Source organism: Cupriavidus sp. L7L, from assembly GCF_004353535.1.
In the GTDB taxonomy this organism is placed as follows: Bacteria; Pseudomonadota; Gammaproteobacteria; order Burkholderiales; family Burkholderiaceae; genus Cupriavidus; species Cupriavidus oxalaticus_A.
Window position 1 is genome coordinate 541272 of sequence record NZ_SMNY01000010.1, and the last position, 13318, is coordinate 554589.

12 protein-coding genes and 3 tRNA genes are annotated in these 13318 nt (G+C 68.8%); 5 read left to right on the top strand and 10 right to left on the bottom strand.

All coding sequences use genetic code 11. The features are described 5' to 3' along the window. Window positions 1-21: 21 nt before the first annotated feature. Genes E1J61_RS14150 through E1J61_RS14165 form a run of 4 tightly spaced genes read right to left on the bottom strand, consistent with a single transcriptional unit; the run spans window position 22 to window position 5242 of the window. Window positions 22-1173 (bottom strand): acyl-CoA dehydrogenase family protein, encoded by a 1152-nt coding sequence (locus E1J61_RS14150; protein ID WP_133094660.1) that lies wholly within the window; start codon window positions 1171-1173, stop codon window positions 22-24. A gap of 9 nt (window positions 1174-1182) precedes the next feature. Continuing rightward, window positions 1183-2067 carry an SDR family oxidoreductase gene (locus tag E1J61_RS14155; protein ID WP_133094661.1) on the bottom strand — a complete coding sequence of 295 codons (885 nt, stop codon included), beginning with the start codon at window positions 2065-2067 and terminating at the stop codon, window positions 1183-1185. A gap of 20 nt (window positions 2068-2087) precedes the next feature. Beyond that, window positions 2088-3083, bottom strand: a complete 996-nt coding sequence (locus E1J61_RS14160) for a tripartite tricarboxylate transporter substrate binding protein (protein WP_133094662.1) — start codon at window positions 3081-3083, stop codon at window positions 2088-2090. After that, complete coding sequence (locus tag E1J61_RS14165; RefSeq protein ID WP_133094663.1) at window positions 3080-5242, bottom strand: acetate--CoA ligase family protein; 2163 nt, start codon at window positions 5240-5242, stop codon at window positions 3080-3082. Before E1J61_RS14165 ends, E1J61_RS14160 begins: the two co-directional genes overlap by 4 nt. Before the next feature lie 284 nt (window positions 5243-5526). Here E1J61_RS14165 and E1J61_RS14170 point away from each other — a divergent pair. The 3 genes from E1J61_RS14170 (at window position 5527) to E1J61_RS14180 (ending at window position 5786) form a co-directional block, all read left to right on the top strand. Beyond that, window positions 5527-5602 (top strand) — tRNA-Asn (locus tag E1J61_RS14170). A gap of 6 nt (window positions 5603-5608) precedes the next feature. Further along, window positions 5609-5684 (top strand) — tRNA-Gly (locus E1J61_RS14175). A 27-nt stretch (window positions 5685-5711) separates the two neighbouring features. Beyond that, window positions 5712-5786: transfer RNA gene (locus tag E1J61_RS14180), tRNA-Thr, on the top strand. Between the two features lie 52 nt (window positions 5787-5838). Here E1J61_RS14180 and tolA read toward each other — a convergent pair. Beyond that, complete coding sequence (gene tolA / locus E1J61_RS14185) at window positions 5839-6594, bottom strand: cell envelope integrity protein TolA (protein ID WP_133094664.1); 756 nt, start codon at window positions 6592-6594, stop codon at window positions 5839-5841. A gap of 183 nt (window positions 6595-6777) precedes the next feature. Here tolA and E1J61_RS14190 point away from each other — a divergent pair, with 183 nt between their 5' ends. Together E1J61_RS14190 and E1J61_RS14195 are read left to right on the top strand one after the other, a co-directional pair. After that, complete coding sequence (locus E1J61_RS14190) at window positions 6778-7419, top strand: TetR/AcrR family transcriptional regulator (protein ID WP_133094665.1); 642 nt, start codon at window positions 6778-6780, stop codon at window positions 7417-7419. A gap of 7 nt (window positions 7420-7426) precedes the next feature. Next, window positions 7427-8536: an alkene reductase gene (locus E1J61_RS14195; protein ID WP_133094666.1), complete on the top strand. Its 1110-nt coding sequence runs from the start codon at window positions 7427-7429 to the stop codon at window positions 8534-8536. A 14-nt stretch (window positions 8537-8550) separates the two neighbouring features. Here the strand turns inward: E1J61_RS14195 and E1J61_RS14200 are convergent, their stop codons facing one another. The 5 genes from E1J61_RS14200 to E1J61_RS14220 are packed head-to-tail and all read right to left on the bottom strand — an operon-like array spanning window position 8551 to window position 13318. Continuing rightward, window positions 8551-8931: a response regulator transcription factor gene (locus E1J61_RS14200; RefSeq protein WP_133094667.1), complete on the bottom strand. Its 381-nt coding sequence runs from the start codon at window positions 8929-8931 to the stop codon at window positions 8551-8553. A 36-nt stretch (window positions 8932-8967) separates the two neighbouring features. Then, the gene (locus E1J61_RS14205) at window positions 8968-9246 is read right to left on the bottom strand and encodes a XapX domain-containing protein (RefSeq protein WP_133094668.1); all 279 of its coding nucleotides are present in this window, start codon (window positions 9244-9246) and stop codon (window positions 8968-8970) included. Window positions 9247-9277: 31 nt separating this feature from the next. Next, complete coding sequence (locus E1J61_RS14210) at window positions 9278-10909, bottom strand: MFS transporter (RefSeq protein WP_133094669.1); 1632 nt, start codon at window positions 10907-10909, stop codon at window positions 9278-9280. A gap of 5 nt (window positions 10910-10914) precedes the next feature. Beyond that, window positions 10915-11355, bottom strand: coding sequence for a DoxX family protein (locus E1J61_RS14215; protein ID WP_133094670.1), 441 nt, complete (start codon window positions 11353-11355; stop codon window positions 10915-10917). 22 nt (window positions 11356-11377) lie between these two features. Beyond that, complete coding sequence (locus tag E1J61_RS14220; RefSeq protein ID WP_133094671.1) at window positions 11378-13318, bottom strand: amidohydrolase; 1941 nt, start codon at window positions 13316-13318, stop codon at window positions 11378-11380.

Consider the following 13318-nt stretch of genomic DNA (forward strand, 5'->3'; position numbering starts at 1 on the left):
GAAGCCGCGGGCGCTAGGCGCTTAAAGCCCCAACTGCTTCGCCGCCAGGTCCTTCATGATTTCCTCGGCGCCGCCGCCGATCATCATCACCTTGACCTCGCGATACAGCCGCTCCACGCGGCTGCCGCGCATATAGCCCATCCCCCCGAGCAATTGCACCGCGCGGTCCGCGCAGAACTGGAAGGTCCGCGTGGCCATGTTCTTGGCCATCGCGATCTGTGCCACCGGCGCGGCGCCGTCGTCCAGCCGCGCGGCGAGGTCGTCGAGCAGGGCGCGCGTGGATTCGATGCGCGTGGCCATGTCGACCAGCTGGTGGCGCACCACCTGGTGGTCGGCCAGCCGCTTGCCGAAGGTATGGCGGTCGCGCGCCCACGCCAGCGCGTCGTGGAAGCAAACCTGGGCATAGCCGCAGGCCGCCGCTGCCAGCGCCAGGCGCTCGTGGTTGAAGTTGCGGGTGATGGCGGCAAAGCCCTTGCCTTCCTCGCCGACCAGGTTTTCCACCGGCACGCGGCAGTCCTCGAAAAACAGCTGCGCGGTGTCGGACGCCCACCAGCCCATCTTCTTCAGCGGCGTCCGGCTCAGCCCCGGCGTATCGCCTTCGATCAGTAGCAGCGACACGCCACCCGCACCCGGGCCGCCGGTACGCACGGCCACGGTGATGTAGTCGGCGCGCATGCCGGAGGTGATATAGAGCTTGGTGCCGTTGACGACATAGTGGTCGCCCTCGCGGCGCGCGCTGGTCGACAGCCGGGCCACGTCGGAGCCGGCGTCGGGCTCGGTGATCGCCAGCGCGGAAATCTTTTCGCCCGACAGGATCTGCGGCAGCACGCGCGCCTTCAGCGCCTCGCTGCCCACCGCGGCGATCGGCGGTGCGCCGATGGTGTGCGAGAACAGCCCCGAGGCGATCCCGCCCGAGCCGCCCCAGGCGCGCTCCTCGAACAGGATCATGCGGTAGAAGGCATCGCACGGCGCGCCGCCGTACTCCTCGGGAAAACCGGGCGCCAGCAGGCCGGCTTGCGCCGCCTTGCGGTACAGCTCGCGCGGGAAGCTGCCGGCTTCGTCCCAGGCCTCGGCATTGGGCGCGACTTCCTTTTCAAAGAAGCGCCGCACGCTGGCGCGGAATGCTTCATGGTCCGCGCTGTAGTAGCGCGGGTTGGGCGGTTGCAGGGTCATGGTGTTCGCTTACTCGTTGGACGGCGCCAGGCATTGCGGCAGCGTGTAGAGCGGGAAGCCGTTGTACGGCTGCGAGCGCTGGTGCTGGGGCTGCGCCCAGGTGTGCTTGGCGTTGGGCACGCCGCCGTCGACGCGCAGGGTCGAGCCGGTGATGAAGGCCGCCGCCGGCGACAGCAGGAACACCACCGCCGCGGAGACCTCGGCCTCGGTGCCCAGCCGCTGCAGCGGCACCTTGCGCGCCAGCTGGCGGATCTTGACCTGGAATTCGGGCGGATAGGTGTCAAAGCCGCTGGACGCGATCCATCCCGGCGCCACGGCGTTGACGCGCACGCCTGCGGCGGCCCATTCGCACGCCGCCGTTTCGGTGAACGACAGCATGCCGGCGCGCGCCGCGCCCGAATGGCCCATGCCCGGCATGCCGTTCCACATGTCGGCGATGATGTTGACGATGGCGCCGCCGTTGGCTTCCATCCATTGCGTGAAGCATTCGCGCGCCACCAGGAAGCCGCCGGTCAGGTTGTTGCGCACCACGGCTTCCCAGCCCTTCAGGCTGATGTCGCGCAGCGGCGACGGGAACTGGCCGCCGGCGTTGTTGAAGAGGCCGTCGATGCTGCCGTGCGCCGCCAGCACCGCGGCCACGGTCTCGCGCACCTGCGCCTCGTCGCGGATATCGCAACTGTGCAGCGTCAGCCGGTCTGCGGCGTCGGGCTCGGCGTCGAGGATTTCGTCGCGGACCTGTTCCAGCTTTTCCAGCTTGCGGCCAGCCAGCGCCACGCGCGCGCCCAGGCTGGCCAGCTCGTGCGCGGTGCAGCGGCCGATGCCGCTGCCGGCGCCGGTGACCAGTACGGTACGGCCGGCGAACAGGCCGGCGTGGAAGACGGATCGATATTGCATGCGGGCTCCGGAATCAGGCGTCATGGGTTGGCAGTCAGGCCCAGGCGCTTGACCAGCTTGCCCTGGCTTTCGTAGCGCTGGCGCGCGAAGGCGGCGTAGTCGGTGCTGTTCAGGTAGGCGTTCTCCTGGTCGAGCCGCTCCAGCAGCTTCTGCATCGCCGGCTCGTTGAGCGCCTTGCGGAAGGCGTCGTGCAGCACCTGCACGGCCTGCGCGTCCATGTCGCGCGGGCCGGCGATGCCGAACGGCGAGGTGGACACGATGTCGACGCCGACATCGCGCAGCGTCGGCACGCGCGGCCAGCGGCGCGAATGCTCGGCGGTCCAGAGCACCAGCCAGCGCGCCTTGGCGCTGTCGACATAAGGGCCGATGCCGCCGGCCGTGACACCCAGGTCGATATGCCCGCCCATCAGCGCGGCGATGATCTCGGCCTCGCCCTTGTAGGGCACATGGTTGAACTGGACGCCGAGCTTCTGCCCGATCTCTTCCATGGTCACGTGCATGGTGCCATTGGTGCCGGTGCTGCCGTAGCTGATCTTGCCGGGACGGCGGCGCGCATCGTCGATCATTTCCTGCCACGATTTCCACGGCGCGTCGGCGCGCGCCGCGACGCCCAGCGTGTAGCCGGTCAGGTGGATCACGTAGGTGAAGTCGCGCAGCGGGTCGTACTGCGTCTTCTGCAGGTGGGGCAGCCGGAACACGGGTTCCGGGATCACCGTCAGCGTGTAGCCGTCAGGTTTGGCGCGCGCGACTACATTGGCGCCCAGCACGCCGGCGGCGCCGGGCTTGTTCTCGACTACCACGGGCTGGCCCAGCGTCTTGCCGGCGCTGTCGGCCAGCGTGCGTACCAGCGTATCGGTGGCGCCGCCGGCCGCGAACGGCACGATCAGCGTGACCGGCCGCATAGGGAAATCGGCCGCCCGCGCGCCGGAGGACAGTGCTCCCAGTGGCGCCAGCGCGCCCAGGCCCAGCAGCGCCAGCGTGTCGCGGCGGCGGGTGTCGATGGTGTCGTCTCTCATTGCCGGTCTCCGTCGTGGTTCGGCTGCTGCGTCAGCACCAGTGCGTCGAGCGCGACCGCACCGCGGCCGGCTTCGCGCACCAGCAGGGGATTCACTTCCATTTCAGCGAGCGAGTCGCCGAGCGCCATCGCGGCGTCGGACAGCGCGGCAATCGCGTCCGCGGCCGCGTCGATATCCGCGGCGGGCTTGCCGCGGAAACCGGTCATCAGCCGGTAGCCGCGCAGGCCAGCGAGCATCTCGCGGGCCATGGCGCGGTCCACCGGCAGCAAGCGGTGCGCCACGTCGTGGAAAACCTCGGTAAAGATCCCGCCCAGGCCGACCGTCATGGCCGGGCCGAACACCGGGTCGCGCGTCACGCCGACGATCAGCTCGCAGACGCCGCTGGCCATCTGCTGCACCAGCACGCCGCGCTGGCGTGCGTCCGGCCTGGCGCGCGTTGCGGCGGCAACCACTTCTGCGGCGGCGTCGTGCACCTGCTGTGCATCGCGCAGTCCCAGCCGCACGCCGCCGATTTCGGTTTTGTGGGCGATGTCGGGGCTGAGCACCTTGACCGCCACCGGGAAGCCGAGGCTCGCGGCGGCGCGTGCGGCGTCGGCGGGTGTGGCCGCGACCGCTTCCACGCCGATCGGCACCCCGAAACCGGCGAGCCAGTGCTTGGCCTGATACTCGTCCAGTGCGTGAGCGGGCAGTTCTGCGGCCTGCGGATGGTCGGTGGCGCGCGCGCGCAGTCCGATCCAGTGCGCGGTCCGGGCCTGCGTGCCGAGCCAGTCGACATACGTGCCCAATGCCCTGGCGGCGCGCGCCACGTCCGGGAACAACGCCACGCCGGCCGCCGCCAGCCGGGCGCGGCTGGCCGGCTCGCCGGTGGTGGCGACCACGATCAGCCGGCCGGTCTTGCCCGCCACGTCGATCAGTTCATCCGCCACGCGGTCGAGCAGGTAAGCGGTGGCGTACAGGAAGATCACATCCACGCCGTCGAACGCCGCCAGGTTGTCGAGCACGGCATAGGCGAGGCCGCTGCGGTTGAACAGCTGGCCGGTCAGGTCGACCGGGTTCGCCACCGAGCCGATCTCCGGCACGGCCGCCTGCAGGCGCTGCTGCACCGGCCCGGGCAGGCTCGGCACGTCCAGGCCGGCGGCGCTGAGCAGGTCGGCGGAGAGCGCACCCATCGCGCCCGACACCGATGCCACCACCACGCGGCGGCCCGCGCTGCGCTGGCGCAAGCCCGACAGGTAGGCCAGGTCGGTCAGGTGGGTCGGATCGCTGGCCTGCATCGCGCCGGCCTGGGCGAAAGCGGCGCGGTAGATGGCCTGGTTGCCGGCCAGCACCGCCGTGTGCGATTGTGTGGCTGCCGAACCGGCCTCGCTCTCGCCGGCCTTCAGCACGATCAGCGGCTTGTCCGCCGCGCGCATCCGCGCCGCGGCGTCGATAAAGCGCGGGCCGTTGCGCAGGCCCTCGACGTAGCCGACCACGGCGCCGGTCTGGGCATCGTCGGCGAGGTAGCCGAGATAGTCGGCATAGTCCAGGCAGGCTTCGTTGCCGGTATTGATGAACTGGTGAAAGCCCACGTCCATCTGCCGGCCGGTGGCATAGACGATGGCGCACACATTGCCGCTCTGCGTCAGCAGGCTGACGGCGCCGGGGCCGTCCTGCGGCGGGTAGGCGCGGAAGGTGGTGGCAAAGGCGGTGATGGCGCGCGTGGTCAGGTTGGCCAGCCCCATGCAGTTGGGCCCGGCGATGGCCATGCCGCTTGCGCGCGCGAAAGCGGTCAGCGCCGCCTGGCGCGCGACGCCGGCTTCGCCCGCCTCGGCAAAGCCCGACGCATAGAGGATGGCGGCGCGGATGCCGCGGGCATGGCAGCGCTGCAGCTGCGGCAACACTTCGTCGGCGCCGAGCGCCAGCACCGCCACGTCCGGCACCGCCGGCAGGGATTCGACATCGGGATAGCAGGCCAGCCCGGCGATCTCCGCGTAGCGCGGATTGACCGGGTAAACCTGGCCTCGGTAGCCAAGACGCTGCAGGTGGTCGAGCGCGACGCCGCCGATGCGGCTGGTATCGCGCGAGGCGCCGATGATGGCGATCGAGGCGGGCTCAAGCAGCTGCGCCAGTTCGGTGCGGCCAGCGCGTACCGGTGGCCGCGCCGTGTTGGAAAGTGGCATCTTTGTCTCCATCCTTCCTCTGCCGGAAGGGTGACCCGATTCAAGCGTATCGGGTGGATGGGGACAAGCGGACGGACGCTCGGTGTGCACAATGTGCACAATTTCCGGTTCGGCCGGCAGCGGGGATGCTGCAACGGCCTGTAGCAGGATTTCAGTTGGCTTGAGAGCAGCGACGCCACCAAGCCCGACGATCGAAGCACGTTCTGCGGATTTTTGTCGTTGCCCCCTTTCAAAACCCGCCAACGTTGATGTAGAATCCGCGCTTCGCTGAAAACGCGATGAATTCCCCGATAGCTCAGTCGGTAGAGCGACGGACTGTTAATCCGCAGGTCCCTGGTTCGAGCCCAGGTCGGGGAGCCAAAGTACGCGGGAGTAGCTCAGTTGGTAGAGCGCAACCTTGCCAAGGTTGAGGTCGCGAGTTCGAGACTCGTCTCCCGCTCCAGATCTTCCGGTGTTCGCCGGAGCGTGCGCCCATGTGGCTCAGTGGTAGAGCACTCCCTTGGTAAGGGAGAGGTCGGCAGTTCGATCCTGCCCATGGGCACCACCCCCTTTCGTTTCCCTTCTGTTTTTTCGTTTCGCCCCGCACGGCGCCGCGGCTAGCCGCCGTGGTCCTTTGGCCAGAACGTGATGTTGATGCTCGACGGCGCGACACCGTTCTCGTCGCGCGGCAACGGGTCCGAGCGCGCGACCGCGCGCAGCACGGCGTTGTCCCACCCGGCGTTGCCGCTCGACTTGGCCAGCCGCGTCGACAGCACCGAGCCGTCCGGCGCCATGTGCACCGCCACCACCGCCGCCGGATTGCCGGCGACGTCTTCGTTGAAGATGATGTTCGGCTTGACCCGCTGCCGGACCCGTTCTGCATAGCCCGACGAAGGCCGCGCGGAGGTGCCGGAACCGGTCCCCGCGTTGGCGTGGCCCGCCTGTGCCTGCAACCGCGCCAGTTCGCCCTGGCGCCGCGTGTTGTCGGCCTGGCGCAGTTCTTCCTGCGCCTTGCGTTGTGCTTCCTTGCGGGCCGCGTCGGCGCGGGCCTGGTTTTCACGCTGCCGGGCCTGCTGCGCTTCGTCGCGGGCGGCACGTTCGGCCTTGCGCTGCTTTTCCTGCAGCGAGATATCGGCGTCCTCCTCCTCGACGGGCTTTGGCGTCGGCGTCGGCGTGACCGCCGGCGGGGGGATGACCACTTCAGGCACGGACTCCCACAGTTCGGCTGTCACGCCTTCCGGCACGGCGTTGCGCCAGCGCACGCCGTAGTAGAGCAGGGCACCCAGCAGCAGGTGCATCAGCAGGGCCAGCAGGAAGCAGCGCATGGTGCCCCGTTCCGGCACCGGCTGGTAGGGATAGGCGACAGCTTGCATGGCGGTGGCTGCGGCGGAACCCCGGCCGCTTGTCCAGGAATCAACTTCATTCTATGAAGTGCGGCGTGCCGAACCAAGGTAGAGGGAACGGCACCTTCCCAGGCCAATCTGTACGTACAGTGTCGGAATCGGCGCAAAATCGCCGTTTGACTTTTCAAGACGACTGGTCATATTATTCCAGCCATGGCCCGCACCGCAGACAAGACCGACATCCCGAACCGCCTGACCAAGGCAGGGCGCGAACTGTTTTCGCGCCACGGCTACAACGCCACCGGCATCCAGCAGATCACCGACCATGCCGGCGTGCCGAAGGGGTCGTTCTACAACCATTTCGACAGCAAGGAAGCGTTCGCCGCGGCGATCATCGCGCAGTACGCGGCGTACCTGCAGCGGTCGTGGGAAGCCATGATGGAAGCGGCGCCGCCGCAGCCGATGGCGGCGATCCGCTATGTCTTCGAGCGGATGATTGCCCACCACGAAGCCAAAACGGAGCGCGCCGGCTGCCTGGTCGGCAATTTCGCCGCGGAAATCGCCTCGTCCAGCGACACCTGCCGCGTGGCGCTGCAGGCGGCGCAACTGGCCTGGCGCGAGCGCCTGGCCGGCATGATCGCCGACGCCCAGGCGGATGGCGCCATCCGCACGGATATCGCGGCCGCCGAACTGTCCGGCCTGGCCTGGGATACCTGGGAAGGCGCCTTGCTGCGCATGAAGCTCGAACGCTCGGTCGAGCCGTTGCGCCGCAGCGTCGACCTGATGTTCAACCACCTGTTCCAGCCGGCCGCTGCTGTTTCTGCTGCGGACGGCCAATCACCAACCTCGGAGTAAGCCATTCATGGGTGCACAGAACGAAGCCTTTCTCGCCGATGCGCTGTTCCAGCCGGTCAGGCTGGGCAAGCTTGAACTCGCCAACCGCATGGCCATGGCGCCGCTGACGCGCAGCCGCGCCGACGACGACCTGGTGCCGACCGACATGGTGGTCGAGTACTACAGCCAGCGCGCCAGCGTGGGCCTGATCATTGCCGAGGCCACGCAGGTCTCGACCACGGCCCAGGGCTACACCAACACGCCGGGCATCTATACGCCGGAGCAGATCGCAGCCTGGAAGCAGGTGACCGACGCGGTGCACGCGAAGGGCGGCAGGATCTTCCTGCAGATCTGGCACACCGGGCGCATGTCGCACACGCATTTCCAGCCGGACAACCAGGCGCCGGTGGCGCCGTCGGCCATCGCGGCCAACGCCAAGACCTTTATCAACGGCCAGGGCTACGTCGAATGCTCGCTGCCGCGCGCGCTGGAGGCTGGCGAGATTGCCGGCATCGTCGATGACTTCCGCACCGCCGCGGCCAACGCCATCCGCGCCGGCTTCGACGGTGTCGAAGTGCACGGTGCCCACGGCTACCTGCTCGATGCCTTCCTGCGCGACGGCACCAACAAGCGCACCGACGCCTACGGCGGCAGCGTCGAGAACCGCGCGCGCTTCCTGCTCGAAGTCATGGCCGCGGTGATCTCGGAGATCGGTGCCGATCGTGTCGGCGTGCGCCTGGCGCCGGTGTCGCCGGTCAACGACGCGCTGGAAAGCAACCCGAAGCCGCTGTTCGAGCACGTCGTGCGCGAACTGGAAAAGCTGCACCCGGTGTATATCCATGTGGTGGAAGGCCACACCGGCGGCCCACGCGACAACGTGCCGTTCGACTACGAAGCGCTGCACCGCCTGTACAGCGGCGTGTGGATGGTCAACAACGGCTACTCGAAGGAAATGGCCGAGGAAGCCATCCGCAGCGGCCGCGCCGACATGGTGTCGTTCGGCCGCAAGATGATCACCAACCCGGACCTGCCGCGCCGCTTCCGCGAAAACCAGCCGCTGAACAAGCCGTTCGAGGACGCATCGCTCTACGGCGGCAACGGCCCGCACGGCTACGTCGACTATCCGGCGCTGGCCTGAGCCGGCCCCGAGCGTCAGGAACTCCGGTGCGTCGCCAGCGCACGCTCGATGCACCGGAGCATCTCGGTTTCGTCAAGCGGCTTGCCGAGGAAGCAGGCCGCACCGGCGGCCCGTGCGCGCAGCGCGAAATCCTGCAGGTCGAACGCCGTCATGAAAATGACCGGCACGCGCAAGCCGCGCGCACGCAGCGCTTCACACAGCGCGAAGCCGTTCATGCCCGGCATCTGCACATCGGTGATCACGCAGTCGATGCGGTCGATCGACGACGACTGCAGCAATGCCGGCCCATCCGCGTACAACTCCACCGCCATGTCGAAGGCGCGCACCAGCCTGCCGATGGCATGCCGCACGGCAGCGTCGTCGTCGACGATGGCAATGACCGGCGTGGCATTCACACGGTCTCCCCGGGCCGGGCGCGTGACCGGAGCCGGTCAGTGCGTTGCGTCGTCCACGGGCACCTTGCTGGCGGCGTTCAGCGTCGGGCCTGGGGTGCCGGTGATCTTGGGCACGCATTCCGAATGGAACCATGCAATGGTGACCGGCTCGCCGGCGAGCAGGCGCTTGACCGGCGGCACCACCTGTTCGCCGATCAGCATGCCGAGCAGTCCGACCAGCGCCACCACGGGCGGCGCCGGCGAACGGACCTGCATCAGCGCGTAGATGATGCCGACAAGAATGCCGGCGCCGAGGGAGACAAGGTAAAGCTTCATCGGAAAGCCTCCAGCAAGAAATACATGAGGATCAGTGACGCGCTGCCGGGGCAGGCGGCAATCCGACGCCGAGCAGGTGCCGCACGCGCGGCGGCTTGTCGCCGGCATGGAAGCGGGTGACCTCGCGCTGCAGGTCGGCATCGGCATGAGGCACGCGCTCGTGCTGGCGCAAATGCTCGGCCCACGATTCGACCAGGAACCACTCTGTCAGCAGCTCCGGGTTGGCCGGGTCTTCCAGCACTCCCCAGTTGAAGGCCCCGTCGCGCAGGCGTTCTTCGGAAAGCTGGTGGACCGCGCGCAGGAAGGCATCGCGGTCCGGCGCGCGCACGCAGTATTCGATCAGGATCATGACCGGGCCGCGGTCATGCGCGATATCGGCGGCGCCTTCGGGTTCGGGCCAGTGCCGTGCCGGCCCCAGGTCCTCTTCGCCGCGGGGCAGGCGCAGCCGGTGCAGCAGCAGCGCTGCCGCCAGCATGCCGACCGCCGCCACCAGCAGCCCGCCGGGCGTGCCTAGCGCCTGCGCGACAAAGCCCCACACCAGGCTGCCCGCCGCCATTGCGCCGTTGAACACCATCTGGTAGACCGCGAGCGCGCGGCCGCGCACCCAGTTGGGCAGGATCGCCTGCGCCACGCCGCCGAGTGTCGTCAGCGCGATGATCCAGGCCGCGCCCAGGAACAGCAGCAGCAACAGGGCGATCCAGACCGGCGGCGCCACGCATAGCCCGGCCATCACCACCGCGGTGGTGATGGCAGACAGCAGCATCAGCCCGTCGGCGTCCAGCCGCCGCTGCAGCCGCGGCAGGACCAGCGCACCCAGGATCGCGCCCAGCCCGACCGCGCCCAGCAGCACGCCATAGAGGCTGGCGCCGCCTTTCAGCAGTTGCCTGGCCACCAGCGGCAACAGCGCCCAGATGCTGCTGCCGAAGGCAAAGTGCACCGCGGCCCGCGCCAGCACCACATGCAGCTTGCTGTGGGCGCGGGTAAAGCGCAGCCCGGCGCGGAACGCGCCCAGGAAATGCTCGCGCAGCGGGTCGGCGGCGCGCACCGGGCGTTTCCACCACAGCAGCGCGGCGACCACGAAGACATAGCTGAGCAGGTCCATGCCATAGGTGACGGCCGCGCCGAACGCCGCCAGCAGCAGGCCGCCGGCCGCCGGGCCGATCGCGCGGGCGATGTTGACACCCAGGGAATTGAGCGCCACCGCGCGCTTGAGCTCTTGCTGCGGCACCAGCTCGGGCACGATCGATTGCCACGTCGGCCCCATCAAAGCCGCACCGACACCGCCCAGGAAAGCCATGCCGATCAGGATCTCGATCGTCAGCGCATTGCGCCAGGCCAGCATCGCCAGCGTGCCGCTGACCAGCGCCAGCCCGACCTGGATCGCGATCAGGAAGCGGCGCCGGTCGAGGATGTCGGACAGCACGCCGGCCGGGATCGCCAGCAGGAATACCGGCAACGTTGCGGCGGCCTGGATCGTTGCGACCGCGGCCGGCGACGACGACAGGTCGGTGGCCAGCCAGGCACTGGCCACGTCGCGCATGAAGCTGCCGACGTTGCCGAGGATGGTGGCCGCCCACAGCACGGCAAACGTCGCCTGCGCCAGCGGCGCGAAGGCGCCGCCGTCGGCGGTGCGGGACGGGGAGGGTGTTGCTTGCTCTGCCATTTTGGTCAGCCGTGCCGGGTTGCGCGCTCGTGCAGGTCGTGCCAGGCCACCAGCAGGAAGCCGCCGGCCAGGCCGAGGTGCTCGAAGAACGCGTTGGTTATCATGAAGCGGGCTTCCGGCGGGGTTTCCCAGAAGCGGTTGGCGATGAAGGTCGCGCCGACCGTGAACGCCGCCAGCGCCAGCGCGCCCAGCCAGCGCCGCCAGCCCAGCAGGATCATGGCGCAGGCGCCCAGTTCCAGCACGATGGTGGCGGCCGCCATCGGCACCGGCGGATTCAGCCCGAAGTGCCGCATCTCTGCCACCGCGCCGGGAAAGTCGGCCAGCTTGAACAGGCCGCCCTGCAGGTAGGCCGCACAAAGCAGCAGCAGGGCCAGCCAATGCATCCAGCGCGGCAGCCCGGTGGCGCCGGTGGACGCCTGGGGAAGGGAAGTCATCGGTTCAGGCATGGCCGGTCTCGGTTGGCTAAGGTCAGAAGGCCCAGCACGAGCAGCCCAGCGCGCCCCAGAACGTGCTCTCGTCCGAGGCCGGCACGCCGGCGGTCCAGGCCCTGGCGTGCGCATGGCCATGGACGCCGCACGAACTCGCGCATCCGCACGCCGTGTTCAGCGCCAGCTTGCGCGCTTCGGGCCGCGGCTGGTAGCCGCCCACGTGGCGCACCGGCGACCAGTCCGGCATCGGCGGAGGCAGTGCCGGCGACAGCTTGCTGAAGTCGGCGTCGCCATAGACCACTTTGCCGCCCAGGATAGTCAGCACCGAGGTGATGTCCTGGATGTCGTCGCCGGGCACGCTGAAGTAATCGGCCGACAGCACCGCGAGGTCGGCGAGCTGGCCGGCCTTGATCTGGCCCTTCTTGCCGACTTCCGAGGAGAACCACGTGTTGGCCTCGGTCCACAGCCGCAGCGCGGTCTCGCGGTCGAGCAGGTTGGCCTGCGGGTACATCGCCATGCCGCCCACGGTCTTGCCGGTGGTCAGCCAGTACAGCGACACCCACGGGTTGTACGAGGCCACGCGCGTGGCATCGGTGCCGGCGCCCACCTTGACGCCTTTTTCCAGCATCTTCTTCACGGGCGGCGTAGCCTCGGCGGCGCGTGCGCCGTAGCGCTCGACAAAGTACTCGCCCTGGTAGGCCATGCGGTGCTGCACGGCGATGCCGCCGCCGAGCGCGGCGATGCGGTCGATATTGCGGTCGGAAATGGTCTCGGCGTGGTCGAAGAACCAGTTCAGGCCGTTGAACGGAATGTCTTTCGCGACCTTCTCGTAGACATCCAGCGCACGGGAGATAGTCTGGTCATAGGTCGCATGCAGCCGCCACGGCCAGCGCTTTTCCGCGAGCAGGCGGATCACCGGCTCGAGGTCGGCCTCCATCGACGGCGCCATGTCGGGGCGCTCGACGCGGAAGTCCTCGAAGTCGGCCGCGGTGTAGACCAGCATCTCGCCCGCGCCGTTGTGGCGGTAGAGGTCGTCGCCCTGGCCCGGCTTGACCTTGGCGGTCCAGGTCTTGAAGTCGTTGAGCTCTTCCTTGGGCTTCTGCGTGAACAGGTTGTACGCCAGCCGCACCGTCAGTTGGCCTTCCTTGTGCAGTTCCTCGATGATGCTGTAGTCCTCGGGGTAGTTCTGGTACCCGCCGCCCGCATCGATCACGCCGGTCACGCCCAGCCGGTTAACCTCGCGCATGAAATGGCGCGTCGAGTTCTTCTGGTATTCGGGCGGCAGCTTGGGGCCCTTGGCCAGCGTCGCGTACAGGATGGTGGCGTTCGGCTTGGCCAGCAGCAGGCCCGTGGGATTACCGCGCGCGTCGCGCACGATCTCGCCACCCGGCGGGTTGGGCGTGTCCTTCGTGTAGCCGACCGCGCGCAGCGCCGCGCCGTTGAGGATGGCGCGATCGTACAGGTGCAGGATGAATACCGGGGTATCGGGTGCCGCCGCGTTCAGTTCGTCGATGGTCGGCAGCCGCTTCTCGGCGAACTGGTGCTCGGTGAAGCCGCCGACCACGCGCACCCATTGCGGTGCCGGCGTGCGCGCGACCTGGTCCCTGAGCATGCGCATGGCGTCGGCCAGCGAGCGCACGCCGTCCCAGCGCAGCTCCATGTTGTAGTTCAGGCCGCCGCGGATGATGTGCATGTGGCTGTCGATCAGCCCGGGAATGCCGCGCCGGCCGTTCAGGTCCACGACCTGCGTCTGCGCGCCGGCCAGCTTCATCACGTCCTGGCGCGTGCCGACGGCGACGAAGCGCCCGTCGCGGATGGCCACGGCGTCCGCCTGCGGGTTGGCCTTGTCGAGCGTGGTGAACTTGCCGTTGACAAGGATGAGGCTGGGTGCGGCGCTGGGTTGCATGCCGAAGATCTCCGGGGAAACGGCCGCGCCGAGCGCGGCCGCGGTGCCAATGAATTGCCGGCGCGTGAATGACAT